Below are 15,328 nucleotides of genomic sequence, written 5' to 3' on the forward strand. Positions count from 1 at the left end.
GGTCAGCCGGGCACGACGACGGCGGGCGCCGCGAGGACGAGCAGCACGACGCACACGCCCGCGACGGCCATGGAGAGCGCGAACGGGGCGCGGCTGCGCGGGCGCACGACCCCGACGGCGCCGGCCGCGAGGGCGAGCACGAGCGCGACTGCGCCGAGGGCCCACGTCACCGGGCCGGGGGGTGTCGGGGGTGCGACCAGGACGAGCAGGGACGCCGCGGCGAGCAGCACGGGGGCGAGCACGGAGCTCGCGCGGCGCCCGAGCCGGTGCGGCAGGCCGCGCACGCCCGTGGCTGCGTCGTCCTCGAGGTCGGGCAGCGTGTTCGCGACGTGCGCGCCGACGCCGAGCAGCGCGGCGGCCGCGACGGCGCACAGGGCGGGGCGGCCCTCCCCGGGGACGGCGAGCACGACGAACACGGCGAGCAGCCCGAAGGAGACGGCGTACGGGGCCCAGGACCACCACGTCGCCTTGAGCAGCGCGTTGTACGACCACGCGACCCCGACGGCGACGACGTGCACCACCCCGGGCAGCGGCCCGGTCGCGAGGGACAGCACGACGCACGCGCCGAACGCCACGAGCGCCGCGGCACGCAGGGTGGCCGCCGTGACGAGGCCCGTCACCACGGGCTTGTCGGAGCGGCCGACGGCGACGTCGCGGCGCGCGTCGAGCCAGTCGTTGGACCAGCCGACGGAGAGCTGGCCGGTGAGGACGGCGAGCGCGACGAGCGTCGTGGTGCGGGCGCCGGCGCCGATGCCCGCGGAGAGCGCGAGGGCGAACGCGGTGACCATCACGGTGGGCGGGAAGTGACTCGCGACCACGAGGCCGCGCACGAGCCCTCGCGAGCGACCGGTCACCATGGCGGCAACCTAGCCCGCCGCCGGGCCGCGCGCCCGGCGCCCGGGCCGGTCGCCGCGGCGCACCCCTCCCCCCGCGCGGGCGGACCGGGCCGGTGGGACGATGCGGGCATGTCGCGCGTCGTCGCCGTCGGGACCTCGCTTCCCGCGCATGCGTACCGCCAGGACGAGATCTCCCGGGTCACGAGCGAGCTGCTCACCGACGACCCGGTGCGCCGCGCGCTCACGCGCCGGCTGCACGCCCACGCGGGCGTCGAGACCCGTCATCTCGCGCTGCCCCTGGAGGACTACGGCGGGCTGTCGTTCGGCTCGGCCAACGACGCCTTCCTCGCGCTCGGGACCGACCTCGCGGAGCAGGCGTGCCGCGCGGCGCTCGACGACGCGGGTCTGCGCCCGGACGAGGTCGACCACGTGGTCCTCACCACCGTCACGGGCGTGGGCGCGCCGACGCTCGACGTGCTCGTCGCGGCCCGGCTCGGCCTGCGACCGGACGTGCGCCGCACGCCGTCGTTCGGGTGGGGCTGCGCCGGGGGCGCGGCGGGCCTCGCGCGGGCGGACGACCTGCTGCGAGGGCGCCCGCGGGACGTCGCGCTCCTCGTCGCCGTCGAGCTGTGCTCCCTGACGCTGCAGCGCACCGACCCGTCGACGGCGAACATCGTGGCGTCGGGCCTGTTCGGCGACGGCGCGGGGGCGGCCGTCCTCGTCGGGGACGAGCACCGCCTCGCCCGACGCCCGGGCCCGTACGGGCGGGCGGGCGCGGGCGTGCGCGCCCGGGGCGTGCGCGTCGTCGACTCGCGCTCGCACCTGCACGCGGGCACGACGGGCGACCTGGGGTGGCGCGTCGGCGACACGGGGTTCGAGATCGTGCTGTCGGCACGCCTGCCCGAGCTCATCGGGGCGCACCTGCTGGGCGACGTCAAGGCCCTGCTCGCCGAGCACGACCTCGAGCCGGGCGACGTCGGGGCGTGGGTCGTGCACGCGGGCGGCCCCCGCGTCCTGGACGCCGTGCGCGACACCCTGGGACTCGCCGAGGAGGAGCTCGCGCTCAGCCGGGCGTCCCTGCGCGACGTGGGGAACCTGTCGTCGGCGTCGGTGCTGCACGTGCTCGGCGCGACCCTGGCCCGCACGGACGTGCCGCCCGGCGCACCGGCCGTCCTCATGGCGTTCGGGCCCGGGATGAGCACCGAGCTCGTCCTGCTGCGGCTCGACGGCCGCGGCCCCCGCCGGGCGCACGGGCCCGGTCACGCGGGCGAGCACGCGGTCGCGCGAGCCGAGGGGGTCCAGGGATGAGCCTCGCCTGGTACGTGGTGCTCGTCGGCGCCACCGCCGTCGAGCGGCTCGCCGAGCTCGTCGTCTCGGCCCGCAACGCCCGCTGGTCGTTCGCCCGGGGCGGCGTCGAGTCGGGCCGCGGCCACTTCCCCGCGATGGTCGCCCTGCACACGGGTCTGCTGCTCGCGTGCGTGGCCGAGGCGTGGCTCGCCGACCGCCCGTTCCTGCCGTGGCTCGGCTGGCCCATGCTCGTCCTCGTGCTCGCGAGCCAGGGCCTCCGCTGGTGGTGCATCGCGACCCTCGGGCCGCGGTGGAACACGCGCGTCATCGTCGTGCCGGGCCTGCCGCTCGTCGCACGCGGCCCCTACCGGTGGCTGCGCCACCCCAACTACGTCGCCGTCGTGGTCGAGGGCGTCGCGCTGCCGCTCGTGCACTCGTGCTGGATCACGGCCGTCGCGTTCACGCTGCTCAACGCCGTGCTGCTCGCCCGCTTCCGCATCCCTGCCGAGGAGCGCGCCCTCGCCCGCGCGACCGCGGGCGGCGCCGCCGCGCACCCGGCCGTGCCGTGACCCCTCCCCGGTCGACCGACCGCCGCACGACCGACCGCGACGTCGACGTGCTGGTCGTCGGCGGCGGGCCCGTCGGGCTCGCCGCCGCCCTGCACGCCCGCCGCGCCGGGCACGACGTCCTCGTGGTCGACCGCCGCCCGGGCGTCATCGACAAGGCGTGCGGCGAGGGGCTGCTCCCCGGCGCGCTCGCCGCGGTCCTCGCCCTCGGCGTCGACCCGCCGGGCCACCCGCTCGCCGGCATCAGCTACCGCGACGCCACCCGCCACGCCGACCACCCGTTCGCCGCCGGCCCGGGCCGCGGCGTGCGGCGCACCGCGCTGCACGCCGCCCTGCGCGAGCGCGCGCTCGCCGAGGGCGTCACGATCGAGCACGCCACGCTCCGGGCGCTGCGCCAGGACGCCCGCGGGGTCGACGTCGTGCTCGGCGCGGCGCGAGCGCCCGCCGGGGAGGCACCCGGGCCGGACGGCGGCGCGGACGAGGTCGTGCGGGCCGCCCGCGTGCTCGGCTGCGACGGGCTGCACTCCACCGTGCGCCGTCTGACCGGGCTCGAAGCCCCGCCGCACGGGCGCGCCCGGTTCGGCCTGCGCACCCACTACCGGCTCGCCCCGTGGAGCGACCTCGTCGAGGTGCACTGGGCACCGCACGCCGAGGCGTACGTCACCCCGGTCGCGCCCGACGTCGTCGGCGTCGCCGTCCTCACCCACCGCGACGGCGCCCGCGGCACGCCCCAGGCCGGGCACCACGGGCTCGACGCGTTCGGCGAGCTCGCGGACCGCGTGCGCGACGCCCCCGTGCTCGGGCGCGTCCGCGGCGCGGGACCGCTGCGCCAGCGGGCCCGACGCCGCACCGCCGGGCACGTGCGCCTCGTGGGCGACGCGTCCGGGTACGTCGACGCGCTCACCGGCGAGGGCGTGCGCGTCGGGCTCGCCCAGGCCGAGGCCGCCGTGCGCCACCTCGACGACCCGGCCGCGTACGAGCGCGCCTGGTCCCGCGCCACGCGCGACTACCGCGTCCTCACCTCCGGCCTGCTCGCCTGGGCGGGCAGCCCCGCCCGCCGCGCGATCGTGCCCGCCGCGAGCGCCGCGCCGTGGCTGTACGGGGCGGTCGTGGAGCGCCTGGCCCGCTGACGGGCGGCTCCGTGCCGGTCGCGGTACCCGCCCGCTGCCCTCGTCCGGCGAGCGGCCCGTCTCCACGCCCCGGTGTGGGCGCCCACCGCTACCGTGCGGCCATGACCTCGCTCGACCTGCACGTCGTCCCCGACCGCTTCCTGCTCGGCCACGTGCCGGGCGCCACGTTCCCCGAGGACGACGAGTGGGTCGCGCTCGTGCGTGCCCCCGAAGGGCTGACGGTCGTGCGGCACGCGTCCCCGTTCGACGACGCCGAGCGGTGGGCGGGCTTCTACGGCTCGGCCCACGGGCTGGAGACGTCGGGCGTGCTCGCGTCCGTCGTCGGGCCGCTGGGCGAGGCGGGCGTGCCGGTGTTCGTCGCGTCCACGTTCCACGCGGACCTCGTGCTGGTCCCGGAGGTGCGGCTCGAGCAGGCCACCCGGGTGCTGCGCGACGCCGGTCACGCGGTCGCCGCGCCTCGGTGACCCCGGGTCGCCGCCCGTCGTCGTACGCGGTCCCTGCACCGGTAGCATGCGCGGATGCGAGCGCGAGGGTGGGTGGCGGCAGCAGCCGTGGTGCTGAGCACGGCGGTCCTGGTCGGGTGCGGGTCCGGCGGTGGGGGCCCGGCGGACGGGACCGAGGAACCGGAGGCGGCGAGCAGCGCTGCGCCGTCGCCCGCCACGGATGCCCCGGCGCAGGACGGCGCCCCGGACGACGCCGCGACCTGCGTCGCCTACAGCGACGTCATGACGATCGTGGAGAACGCCGACCTCGGCCTCGCCGACGGCCGCATGGCGGAGCAGGAGCGGGACGGCTGGTACAGGCTCGCCACCCGCGTGCTCGGCCGCCTGCCGTCCGGCGGGGACAGCGCCGTGCAGACGGCGGTCGGCGACCTCCAGGCGGCCGCGCCGGCCGTCGCGGTCGGGACGTTCGCCGAGTCGACCGGCGTGGGCTCCCCGGAGTGGGCGCAGGCCCAGGCAGACCTCGGCGACGCGTGCGAGGCGCTCGGTGCTCCGCTGACGATCGCCCCGTTCACCGGCGGCTGACCCGACGCCCGGCCCCCGCGCCACCGCGCTCGGGGCCCGCGCCACCGCGCTCGGCGGCGCAGCCGGTCACCCCCGCGCCGCCGCCTTCTCCGCCCGGTCGAGCAGGTCGCGCGCGCGGTCGCGCGGCAGGAACGCGAGGAGCGCGTCCTTGTCCCCCACGCGCACCCGCTCCGCCACCTCGAAGCCGAGGGCCCGCATCCGGGCGTGCGCCCGCTCGTTCGCCGCGTCCGGCTCGACGACGATCCGGTCCACCCGCGGGTCGGCGAGGCAGAACGCGACGACCAGCGGACCGACGGCGGCCCACAGGTCCGCCCCGCGCGGACCGCGCCCGCCGAGCAGGAAGTGCAGCCCGACGTCGCCCGGCGCCACCGCGTACGCCTCGCCGACCGGGTCGTGCTCCGGCTCGTAGGTCTGCAGGAGCGCGACCGGGGCGTCGTCCCACCGCACGAGGAAGGCGTGGTGCGTCGGCAGCGAGCCGACGTAGGCGTACATGTCGCGCAGCTCCGTCCGGGACAGGTCTCCGAGTCCCCAGAACCGTGCCCATGGCCGGGTCACCCAGGCGTGCAGGACGTCGAGGTCCGCGTCCGGGTCGAGGACGCGCAGCGTCAGGCGGCCGCCGCCCGGCGCGCGGTGCGCGAGGAGCAGCTCCCCGGGAGCGCCGGTGCGCAGGCGGCCGGGGGCGGGCAGGTCGGTCGTGGTCATCGGGTCTCCTCGTGGCGCAGCAGGGCCCAGTCGGTCACGACGGGCACGGTCTCGGCGTCGGCCCACGCGGCGAGCCGGTCGGCGAAGTGGGGCGAGCGCGGGTCGCCGCTCGCGCCGAACGGCACGCCCCAGCGGCTCGCGCCCCGGTCGGCGAGGTCCCACACCCAGCGCGCGACCGACCCGCGCACGCACACGTCGCTGACCCCCGGCACGCTCGCGGTGCAGCGCACGGTGTCCGTGTCGCCCCCGAGCGGCAGGTCCGGCACACGCGGGACCGGAGCGCCCGGCACGTCGAGGAGCACGTGCAGCCCGAGCACGCGGTGGGTGTCGCCCCACACCGGCGCCGGGCCCGGCTCGTCGTCCCGCGCCCGCACGACGTCGGCGAGCGCGGCCCACGCGAGCGCGGCGCCGTCGATCCCGAGCCACGCGGCCCCGAGCAGCGCGGGCAGCGCGTCGGCGACGCGCGCGGGGACCGACAGCCACGGCGCGAAGACCGGGTCGAGGCCGTGGGGCGCGTGCAGCGGCGCGAGCGCGGGGTGCGCCGCGACCCGGCCGACCAGCGCACCGCGCCAGGCCGCGAAGAGCGCCGCGTCGGCGCTGTCCGCGTCCATGCGGCGGTCCCACGCGCGCAGCCGCGCCGCCGCGCGGACCGTCGCGGGGTCGGGACGCGCGGCCGTGCTGCCCTCGGCCCCGGCCGCGCCCGGGGCGCGACCGTCGCGGTCGAGCCACCCGAGCAGGTCGTCCGCGCCGCCGAGCAGCGTGTCCGCGTGGACGCGCGACTGGTCCGCCGCGGTCGCGTCGTCGCCCGCGGCCGCGAGGAGCGCCCGGATCCGGCGAGCGCGGTGCGGCGGGGCATACGTGCGGCCCAGGTCGAGGTCGGGCCGCGCGGGCCGCTCGTTCGCGTCGACCGCGACGTCGTCGACGACCACGGGCGGGGGCGGCACGACCCACGGGCGGACGCGCCCGGCGTCGGCCCACCCCGGCACGGGCAGCGTGCGCTCGGTCGGGTCGCGGCGGGGCACGCGCCCCGCCGTCACCGACAGCACGCTCGCACGGTCCGCCGCCAGGACGCGGTCGACCGGGTCGACCCAGGTCGCGAACGCGTCCGTGACGTCGCGCGCCGACCCGGCCCGCAGGAGCCGTCGCCACGCGGCGACCCCGAGGTCGGCGTCCACGCGTGCGGGCAGGCGCACCGCGAACGTCCGGCCCGGGTCGTCGGGCCCACCGGAGACGACGACGCCGCGCGCCGTCTCGATCGTCTCCACGCGGTGCTCGACCGGTCCGCCCGGCGCGCGCACGCGGACCGTGGCGACGACGACGTCCGCCGGCTCCGGACCGTCGGGGCCCTCCGCGACGACACCGCCGTCCGCGGTGCGGTGCAGCCGCTCCGCGACGACGTCGACGTGGTGCGCCATCGCGTTCGTCACGCCCCACGCCGCCGCGCCCGCGTGCCCGAAGTGCGGGACCCCCGGGACGCCCGGGAACGCGAGGCCGACGACGTCGTACGCGTCGCACGCCAGGCGCACCTGCTGGTAGACGCCCGGCAGCTCCAGGAGGCGGTGCGGGTCGCCCGCGAGCAGCGGCGCCCCGCCGCGCGTGCGGGCGCCCGCGAGCGCCCACGCGTTCGACCCCGAGCCGGGGCCGCCGTCGACGGCGAGCAGGTCGAGCACCGCGGTGAGGGGAACGTCGGGCCGGGAGCGCGCGACGGCGGCCCCGAGCGTGCGCGCGACGTGGTCGCGCCACAGCACGTGCGGGAAGCCGGAGAACAGGACGTGGGCGACGAGGAACACGCCGAGCGGCGCCCACGCGGGCCACGGCTCGTGCGGCGGCAGGTCGCCCCCGCCGGGCCAGGCCGGGTCGGCGAGGGCGTGCATCTCGGGCACGTCGCGCCCGCGCTCGAGACCGTCGTTCACGCCCGCGGTGTACGCGTCGACCCAGGCGCGGTCGTCGTCCGCGAGCGCCGCGTAGGCGCGACGGGCGGTGTCGGCGAGGCGGACGCGGTGGGCGAACCGGTCCCACGCGAGGCCCGGCTCGCCCAGGCGCTCGGCGAGCCGCCCCTCGGCGCGCCACCGGTCGACCTCGATCTGCCAGCCGCGGTCGAGCGCGGTGACGTAGCCCTGGCCGCGCGCGAGCGCGAGCTCGTCCGTGGCGCGCACGTGCGGGACGCCCCACGCGTCGCGGTGCACGGAGAACCCGCCGGGGCTCGCCGTCACGTCAGCCCTCCCGCGCGACGGGGTTGGCGAGGGTGCCCGCGTACAGCAGGGACGCGGACTGGTCGGCGAGGTCGACCATCTGGAGCGTGTTGCGCAGCTGGAGGCGGTTGAGGCACGAGTGCGCGAACCGCGGCGCGCGCAGGTCGACGCCGCCGCGCAGGTCGGGGTGGTCGGCGCGGTGGGCGTCGAGGCACTCGGCGACGAGGCGCCAGAACCGGTCCTCGGGCAGCACGCCGTCGCCGGCGAGGATCGCGGCGAGGTGGCGCAGGACGCCGTCGAACACGTCGGTGAAGATCGCGAGCGCCTTCTCCTCGTCGTCGACGACGGCGCGCACACGCTCGACGCCGGGCGGGAGCGGCGCGTCGCCGAGGACGGCGATCTCCTCGCCCACGTCCTTCATGACCGCACGGACCACGACGTGGTCGCGGAGCACGAGGATGAGGTTCTCGCCGTGCGGCATGAACGCGAGGTCGTGCGCGAGGAGCGCGTGGGCGAGCGGGCGCAGGTAGGCGTCGAGGTAGGCGCGCACCCAGTCGGCGGGGTCGAGCCCGGAGGCGCGCACGAGCGCGGTCGCGTGCGCGGCGCCGTCGGGGTCGCGGTGCAGGAGCGCGGCCATGGTGGCGAGGCGCTCCCCGGGCGCGGTGCGCGGCACGGGACTCTCGCGCCACAGGGCGGCGAGCATCTTGCGGTGCGGGGACGGCGTGGCGGTGCGGTGGTAGACGTCGCCGGTGTACCCGATCGAGGCGAGCTCGCGCAGCACGGTGAACCCGCGGCCGCCGAGCTCCGGGTCGGCGGCGACGAGGTCCGCGACCCAGTCGTTGATCGCGGGCGTGTCGCGCATGTAGGCGGGCGACAGCCCGCGCAGGAACCCCATGTTCTGGATCGCGAGCGCCACCTTGACGTAGTGGCGGCCGGGCCGGGTGAGGTTGGACAGGGTGCGGATCGACTGCTGCGGCTGGTACTCGTCGGCGCCCGGCCCGAGCGGGACGAGCTCGCCGCGCGCGACGTCGGCCGCGAACGTGATGGGCACGCGGTGCTCCCACTGCCACGGGTGCACGGGCAGGTAGAGGTAGTCGGCCGGGTCGAGGCCGCGCGCGGCGAGCCGCTCGGCGAACGCGGCGCGCTCGTCGGGCGTGAGCTCGGCCCCGTAGTGCGTCTCCTCGTCGAGCCCGGCGCCGAGCGCGAGGTGGGTGTGCTCGCGCCGCGCGGCGAGCCACAGCAGCCGCACGCGGCCCCCGTTCTCGGGCGCGTACGCGCGGTACTCCGCGAGGCCGAACCCGATGCGCCCGTTGTTCGCGACGAACCCCGGGTGCCCCTCCGTCATGGCCGCCTCGACCTCCTGGAAGGACGCGCCGAGGAGGTCGGTGGCGCTCGGCCCGCCGGTGCGCTCGTACCGCTCGAGCTTGGCCGTCGCGCTCGCGAGCGTGGACGACACCTCCTCGAGGTAGGTGGCGAGCAGGTCGTCGGGGATGCGCAGGTCGGGCTGGAGCTCGACGACGAGGTCGAGCGCGTCGACCGACAGCTCACGCCGCGCGTCCGTGCCGTCCGCACCCGCGGGGTCGCCCGCGTCGCCCGCCCGGCCCGCCGTGCCGTGCCCGGCCGTCGTGGTGCGCCGGATCGACGCCTCGTCGAGCACCCAGTGCTCGAGCGCGTACCGCCGCGCGACGAACCGGTACTCCACCGAGCCGTCCGCGACGGGCAGCACGTACTCGCCCGGCCCGTCGGCCTCGACCGGCCAGGCCTCCGCGCGCGGCGCGAGCAGCCGCTCGTGGGTGAGCTCGGCGATCGTCTTCGCGACGAGGTGGCGGTGCGCGCGCTCGGCGAGGTCGGGGCGCAGGTGCGGGGCGTGGTCGACGCCGTCGCCCAGCGGGCTCGCGTCGAGGTCGGCGCGCGTCGCGACGGCGAGGTGCGCCGTCTTGCCGGGGAGCTCCACCTCGCGCAGCACGCGGAACCCGGCCGCGGCGTTCTTCGCCGCGATCGCGGCGTTGCGCACGTCCGGCTCGACGACGATGCGACGGGCGCCCCGGCCCGCGGGGTCGAGGCAGAACCGCACGACGGCGCCCATCACCGCCGAGGTGAACCCGCCGCGTGCGGGCCCGGTCGGGGGCGCGACGAGCAGGTGCATCCCGACGTCGCCGGGCTCCAGCAGGGCGACGGCCGCGGGGACGTCGGCGAGCGTGATGCGCGCCGGGTCGTACGTCTCCACGAGGAACGCCGGCACGCCGTCGACCCGGCCGAGCCACGCGTCCTGGTGCGGGTCGGCGCGAACCCCGGCGAGGTAGTCCCGCACGCCGTCGACGTCGAGGTGGCCCAGTTGCCAGAACGCCGAGCGGGGGTGCGCGAGCCAGCCCTGCACGAGCGCGGCGTCGCGCACCGGGTCGGCGGGCTCGAACGAGAGGTCCGCGCGGCCGTCGCCGAGCCGGACCCGCACCGCGAAGGCGGCGCCCGGGCTCGCGCTCGACGCCGCGTCGTCCGACGCCGCAGCGACTGACGCCGTCGGGCCCGGCGACGGCACGGCCGACGCCGTCGTCGCCGTGGTGGTGGCGCTCATCGAGCCTCACCTCCCGTGCGCTCGCCCGCCGCGACGCGCGCCGCGGCGTCCGACGTGGCGGGGGTCGTCGCGGGAGTGGTGGCCGGGGACGGGGAACCCGAAGGAGCCTCGTCGTCGGGCAGGCCGAACGTCTGGAACGCGATGCGCTCCTCCACCGGGTACACCTCGCGGCCCGTGACCGTGCGCAGCACGACGGCGTTGCGCCACGCGGCGAACCCGAGGTCCGGCGCGGTGATGCCGTGCGTGTGCTCCTCGCCGTTGAGCACGTGGACGCGGCGCGCGTCGTCGACCGTGTAGTCGCGCGCGACGTCGAACCGCCCGAGCTCGTCGAACCGGAGCAGGTGGCGCACCGGGTCGAGGAACGCCGGGACCGAGGCGGCGTAGCCCGTCGCGACGACGAGCGCGCGCGTGCGGCGCTCGACCTCCCGCCCGAGCTGCGCGTGCCGCAGCCGCAGCACGTACTCCCCGGCCGACCCCGCCGCGTCGGGCTGCCCGGCAGCGTTCGCCCCGTCACCCCCGCGGGCGGCCGGCTCGTACCGCGCGGCGACGACCTCGGTGTCGGTGAGCAGCGTCGTCGGCACCGGACGGTCGAGGCTCAGGCGGTACAGCGCGTCGTAGATCTCGTCCACGAGGTCGCCGCTGATCCCCTTGTACAGGCTCCGCTGCTCGCGGCCGAGGAGCTGGCGCAGCTCGAGCGGCAGCGCGTGGAAGTGGTCGGTGTACTCCGGCGACGTCATCTCGAGCGTGAGCTTCGTGTACTCCATGGGGAAGAAGCGCGGCGAGCGCGTCACCCAGTCGAGCCGATAGCCGGGGCGCCGCGCGTCGCCGTGCACGCCGTCGAGCAGGTCGCGGTAGACCTCGGCGGCCGACTGGCCGCTGCCCACGACCGTGACCGAGCCCGCGGCCGCGAGCGCGTCGCGGTGCGGCAGGTACTGCGCGCTGTGCACGAGCGGCCCGGCACCCGGGTGCTCGCCGCGCGCGACCTCGTCCGCGAGCGCCCGCAGCGCGGGCGGCAGCACCGGCGAGGTGCCGACGCCGAGCACCAGGTGGCGACCCCGGTGCTCCTCGGTGCCGGTGACGCTCCCGTCGGGCGCGAGCGTCTCGGCGCGCACGACGAACGCGTCGGCGGCCGGGTCGTGCTCGACGGCGACGACGCGCCGCGACCAGCGCAGCGAGCCCAGTCGGGCCGCGACCCAGCGGCAGTACGCGTCGTACTCGGCGCGCAGCGGGTAGAACGACTCCCGGATGTAGAACGGGTAGAGCCGACCCGTGGCCTTGAGGAACGCGAGGAACGAGTACGGCGACGTCGGGTCCGCCATCGTGACGAGGTCGGCGAGGAACGGGACCTGGATCGTGGCGCCCTCGATCATCATGCCGGGGTGCCAGCGGAACTCGGGGGCGGCGTCGAGGAACACGGCGTCGACGTCGTCGAGGGGCGCGGACAGCGCCGCGAGGCCGAGGTTGAACGGCCCGATCCCCACGCCGACGACGTCGCGCACGCGCGCCGGGTCGTGGGGCGCTCGGGCGGGGCCGCTCGCCGTGGGGGCAGTCGTGGTCATCGGGTCACCGCCCCGGCGGTCGCGAGGGACGCCACGAGGTCCGCGGCGTGCGTCGCGACGTCGTCGTCGTGCAGCAGCTCGTCGCGCTCGACGAGCGCCTGGGCGGTCGTGCGCACGAGGTCGAGCACGTGGCGCACGTCCGCGAGCGTCACGGTCGGGTTGAGCAGCGTGAGCTTGAGGCACGGGACGCCGTCGAGCACGGTCTTGGCGACCACCGCGCGACCGGACTCGAACAGCACGCGCCGCACGAGCGGCACGAGGCGGTCCGCGTGCGCCGCGGACAGCTCCGGCGGCTCGTAGCGGAACAGGACCGTGGACAGGTCCGTGCGGCCGAGCACGCGCAGCTCGGGGTCGTCCGCGAGGTCGGCGTGCACCTGCGCGGCGAGGTCGCACACGGCGTCGACCATCGCGCCGACCCCGCCGGGGCCGAGCGCGCGCAGCGTCGTCCAGAGCTTGAGCGCGTCGAAACGGCGCGTCGTCTGGAGCGACACGTCGACCTGGTTCGGCTCGGCGTTCTCGCGCGGGTTGAGGTAGTCCGCGTGGTGCGCGACGCGCTCCAGGTCGGCGCGCTCGCGCACGAGCAGCGCGCTCGCGGACACCGGCTGGAAGAACGCCTTGTGGTAGTCGACGGTCACCGACCGCGAGCGCTCGATGCCGTCGAGCAGGTGCCGGCGCGTCGCGGACACGAGGAGGCCGCACCCGTAGGCGGCGTCGACGTGCAGCCACACGTCGGCCGCGTCGCACACGTCCGCGACCGCGGCGAGCGGGTCGACGCAGCCGCGGTCGGTCGTGCCGGCGGTCGCGACGACCGCCATGACGACCTCGCCCGCGGCGTGCACCGCGGCGACGGCGGCCGCGAGCGCCGCGGGCACGACCCGGCCGTCGGCGTCGGCCTCGACCCGCACGACCGCGTCGTCGGCGAGGCCGAGCAGCAGGGCCGAGCGCGCGACGCTGAAGTGGCTGGACCCTGCGGCCAGGACGCGCAGGCGCGGCAGGACGGCCGAGCGTCCGAGCCCGTCGCGGGCCGCGCGCTCGACGGCGCGCTCCCGGGCGAGGAAGAGCGCGTGGAGGTTGGACTGGGTGCCGCCCGACGTGAGGACGCCGTCGCCTGCGGCGTAGCCGACGCGGCCCGCGGTCCAGGCGACGAGGCGGCGCTCCATGAGGGTCGCGACGGTCGACTGGTCGTAGGTGTCGACGGACGTGTTGATCGCGGCGAGCAGCGCCTCCGCGCCGACGGCGGGCAGCGCGACCGGGCAGTTGAGGTGCGCGGCGTAGGCGGGGTGGTGGAACCACACGGCGTGGGTCGCGTAGAGGTCGGCGGCCTCGCGCAGCGCGGCGTCGGTCCCGACGCCGGGGCCGTCGAGGTCGGCGGCGTCGACGAGCGCGGCCAGGTGCGTGCGGCTCGCGCCGGACCAGGGCTGGTCGACGGCGGCCATGCGCGCGGCGACGTCGTCCACCACGGCGTGCAGGGTGCTCGCGTAGGCGCCCGCGGTCGCGCCGGTGAGCAGCGCGGGGGCGGTCGGGGTACCGTGCGCGGGCGCGCTGGATCGTGCTGAGAGCATGCGAGGCTCCAGGACGGGGAGAGGACCGCCACGGACCGCGGCGGGGCAACCTGAGGTTTGCCTTGCCTAACCTAGCGCAGCGCGGTCTCGCGTCAAGAGTGACCTGCGCCACGTCCGCCGTGGACGCGCGGCCACGGCGGGGAGAGGATGGCAGTCGCCCGTCCTGGTGCCCGAGGAGGCCGTGTGGAACCCACCGTCGCGACGACCCGCCCCGCCCTCGTCACCGTGGACGACGACCCCGGGGTCTCGCGCGCGGTCGCGCGCGACCTGCGCCGCCGCTACGGCGACCGGTACCGGATCGTGCGCGCCGAGTCCGGTGCGGAGACGCTCGCCGCGCTGCGCGAGCTCGCGCTGCGGGGCGAGGACGTGGCCGTCGTCCTCGCCGACCACCGCATGCCCGGTATGACGGGCGTCGAGCTCCTCGAGCAGGCGATGGACCTCTTCCCCGCGGCGCGCCGCGTCCTGCTCACCGCCTACGCGGACACGGAGGCAGCGATCGAGGCGATCAACGTCGTCGACCTCGACTACTACCTGCTCAAGCCGTGGGACCCGCCCGAGGAGAAGCTCTACCCCGTCGTGGACGCCCAGCTCGAGGCGTGGTCCGCGACCGACCGCCGCCGGCCCGCCGAGACCGTCGTCGTCGGGCACCGGTGGTCGGCACGCTCGTCGCAGGTGCGCGAGTTCCTCGCGCGCAACCGCGTCCCCTACCGGTGGTACCCGTCCGAGTCCGCCGAGGGAGCGCGCCTGCTCACCGCCGCGCAGGCCGACGGCGAGACCCTCCCCCTCGTCGTCATGCCCGAGGGCGAGCCCCTCGTCGCGCCCGACGACGCGACGCTCGCCGAGCGGGTCGGGCTCGCCACGCGCCCCGCGGCCGACTTCTACGACCTCGTCGTCGTGGGCGGCGGACCCGCGGGGCTCAGCGCGGCACTGTACGGGGCGTCGGAGGGGCTGCGCACGGTGCTCGTCGAGCGCACCGCGACCGGCGGCCAGGCCGGCCAGAGCTCGCGCATCGACAACTACCTCGGCTTCCCCGACGGGATCTCGGGCGCCCAGCTCGCCGAGCGCGCGCGCCGCCAGGCCGTGCGGTTCGGTGCCGAGATCGTCACGACGCGCGACGCCGTCGAGCTCGACGTCGACGGCCCGGCCCGCTCGGTGCGGTTCCCCGACGGCACGTCGATCGACGCGCACACCGTCATCCTCGCCTCAGGCGTCTCCTACCGGCTGCTCGACGGCCCGGGCCTCGCCGACCTCGTGGGCCGCGGCGTCTTCTACGGCTCGGCGCTCACCGAGGCGTCCGCGTGCCAGGACCAGGAGGTGTACGTCGTCGGGGGCGCGAACTCCGCCGGGCAGGCGGCTCTCTACCTCGCGCGCGAGGCCAAGCAGGTGACGCTCGTCGTCCGCGGCGACTCGCTCGCCCGGTCCATGTCGTCCTACCTCGTCGAGCAGGTCGAGGCCCACCCGCGCGTGCGGGTCCTCACCCGCACGGAGGTGGTCGCGGCGTCGGGCGACGACCACCTGGAGCACCTCGAGCTGCGCGACCTCGACGCCGGCGCGACGTCGCGCGTCGAGTGCGGGTGGGCGTTCGTGTTCATCGGCGCCGCGCCCCGCACCGACTGGCTCGACGGCGTCGTCGCGCGCGACCCCCGCGGGTTCGTGCTCGCGGGACCCGACCTCCTGCGCGACGGCGCCCCGCCCGCCGGGTGGACGCTCGACCGCCCGCCCTACCACCTGGAGACGTCCGTGCCCGGCGTGTTCGCCGCCGGGGACGTGCGCGCGGAGTCGGCCAAGCGCGTCGCGTCCGCCGTCGGGGAGGGGGCCATGGCCGTCATGCTCGTCCACCGCTACCTCGAACAGCTCTGACCCCGTCCCACCACGCTCCCGCCGACTCAGCACCGAC

General features: G+C 77.5%; 12 protein-coding genes. 6 read left to right on the forward strand and 6 right to left on the reverse strand.

The window, feature by feature from the left end:
* Positions 1-2: 2 nt before the first annotated feature.
* Positions 3-857 carry a UbiA family prenyltransferase gene (locus BJP59_RS08145; RefSeq protein WP_194522661.1) on the reverse strand — a complete coding sequence of 285 codons (855 nt, stop codon included), beginning with the start codon at positions 855-857 and terminating at the stop codon, positions 3-5.
* 108 nt (positions 858-965) lie between these two features.
* Between BJP59_RS08145 and BJP59_RS08150 the strand changes: the two genes are divergently transcribed.
* The 5 genes from BJP59_RS08150 to BJP59_RS08170 all read left to right on the forward strand — a co-directional run bounded on the left by BJP59_RS08150 (position 966) and on the right by BJP59_RS08170 (position 4,844).
* On the forward strand, positions 966-2,144 hold the full coding sequence (locus BJP59_RS08150) for a type III polyketide synthase (RefSeq protein ID WP_194522662.1): 1,179 nt from the start codon (positions 966-968) through the stop codon (positions 2,142-2,144).
* Positions 2,141-2,692, forward strand: coding sequence for an isoprenylcysteine carboxyl methyltransferase family protein (locus BJP59_RS08155; protein WP_061268437.1), 552 nt, complete (start codon positions 2,141-2,143; stop codon positions 2,690-2,692). The genes BJP59_RS08150 and BJP59_RS08155 overlap by 4 nt, the downstream gene beginning before the upstream one ends.
* Positions 2,689-3,819 carry an NAD(P)/FAD-dependent oxidoreductase gene (locus BJP59_RS08160; RefSeq protein ID WP_194522663.1) on the forward strand — a complete coding sequence of 377 codons (1,131 nt, stop codon included), beginning with the start codon at positions 2,689-2,691 and terminating at the stop codon, positions 3,817-3,819. The genes BJP59_RS08155 and BJP59_RS08160 overlap by 4 nt, the downstream gene beginning before the upstream one ends.
* Positions 3,820-3,920: 101 nt before the next feature.
* Complete coding sequence (locus BJP59_RS08165; RefSeq protein ID WP_034652603.1) at positions 3,921-4,283, forward strand: ACT domain-containing protein; 363 nt, start codon at positions 3,921-3,923, stop codon at positions 4,281-4,283.
* A gap of 54 nt (positions 4,284-4,337) precedes the next feature.
* On the forward strand, positions 4,338-4,844 hold the full coding sequence (locus BJP59_RS08170) for a hypothetical protein (RefSeq protein WP_194522664.1): 507 nt from the start codon (positions 4,338-4,340) through the stop codon (positions 4,842-4,844).
* Positions 4,845-4,910: 66 nt separating this feature from the next.
* Here BJP59_RS08170 and BJP59_RS08175 read toward each other — a convergent pair whose 3' ends face one another.
* Genes BJP59_RS08175 through BJP59_RS08195 form a run of 5 tightly spaced genes read right to left on the reverse strand, consistent with a single transcriptional unit; the run spans position 4,911 to position 13,431 of the window.
* Positions 4,911-5,546 (reverse strand): GNAT family N-acetyltransferase, encoded by a 636-nt coding sequence (locus BJP59_RS08175; RefSeq protein ID WP_194522665.1) that lies wholly within the window; start codon positions 5,544-5,546, stop codon positions 4,911-4,913.
* The gene (locus BJP59_RS08180) at positions 5,543-7,759 is read right to left on the reverse strand and encodes a penicillin acylase family protein (protein ID WP_228485340.1); all 2,217 of its coding nucleotides are present in this window, start codon (positions 7,757-7,759) and stop codon (positions 5,543-5,545) included. The genes BJP59_RS08175 and BJP59_RS08180 overlap by 4 nt, the downstream gene beginning before the upstream one ends.
* Position 7,760: 1 nt before the next feature.
* Positions 7,761-10,310, reverse strand: a complete 2,550-nt coding sequence (locus BJP59_RS08185) for a GNAT family N-acetyltransferase (RefSeq protein WP_194522666.1) — start codon at positions 10,308-10,310, stop codon at positions 7,761-7,763.
* Positions 10,307-11,869: a lysine N(6)-hydroxylase/L-ornithine N(5)-oxygenase family protein gene (locus BJP59_RS08190; RefSeq protein WP_194522667.1), complete on the reverse strand. Its 1,563-nt coding sequence runs from the start codon at positions 11,867-11,869 to the stop codon at positions 10,307-10,309. Before BJP59_RS08190 ends, BJP59_RS08185 begins: the two co-directional genes overlap by 4 nt.
* Complete coding sequence (locus tag BJP59_RS08195) at positions 11,866-13,431, reverse strand: pyridoxal phosphate-dependent decarboxylase family protein (RefSeq protein WP_194522668.1); 1,566 nt, start codon at positions 13,429-13,431, stop codon at positions 11,866-11,868. The genes BJP59_RS08190 and BJP59_RS08195 overlap by 4 nt, the downstream gene beginning before the upstream one ends.
* A 183-nt stretch (positions 13,432-13,614) precedes the next feature.
* Here BJP59_RS08195 and BJP59_RS08200 point away from each other — a divergent pair, with 183 nt between their 5' ends.
* Positions 13,615-15,291 carry an FAD-dependent oxidoreductase gene (locus tag BJP59_RS08200; protein WP_228485341.1) on the forward strand — a complete coding sequence of 559 codons (1,677 nt, stop codon included), beginning with the start codon at positions 13,615-13,617 and terminating at the stop codon, positions 15,289-15,291.
* Positions 15,292-15,328 lie beyond the last annotated feature (37 nt).

The sequence above is a fragment of the Cellulosimicrobium sp. JZ28 genome, assembly GCF_015327065.1.
Classification (GTDB): domain Bacteria; phylum Actinomycetota; class Actinomycetes; order Actinomycetales; family Cellulomonadaceae; genus Cellulosimicrobium; species Cellulosimicrobium funkei.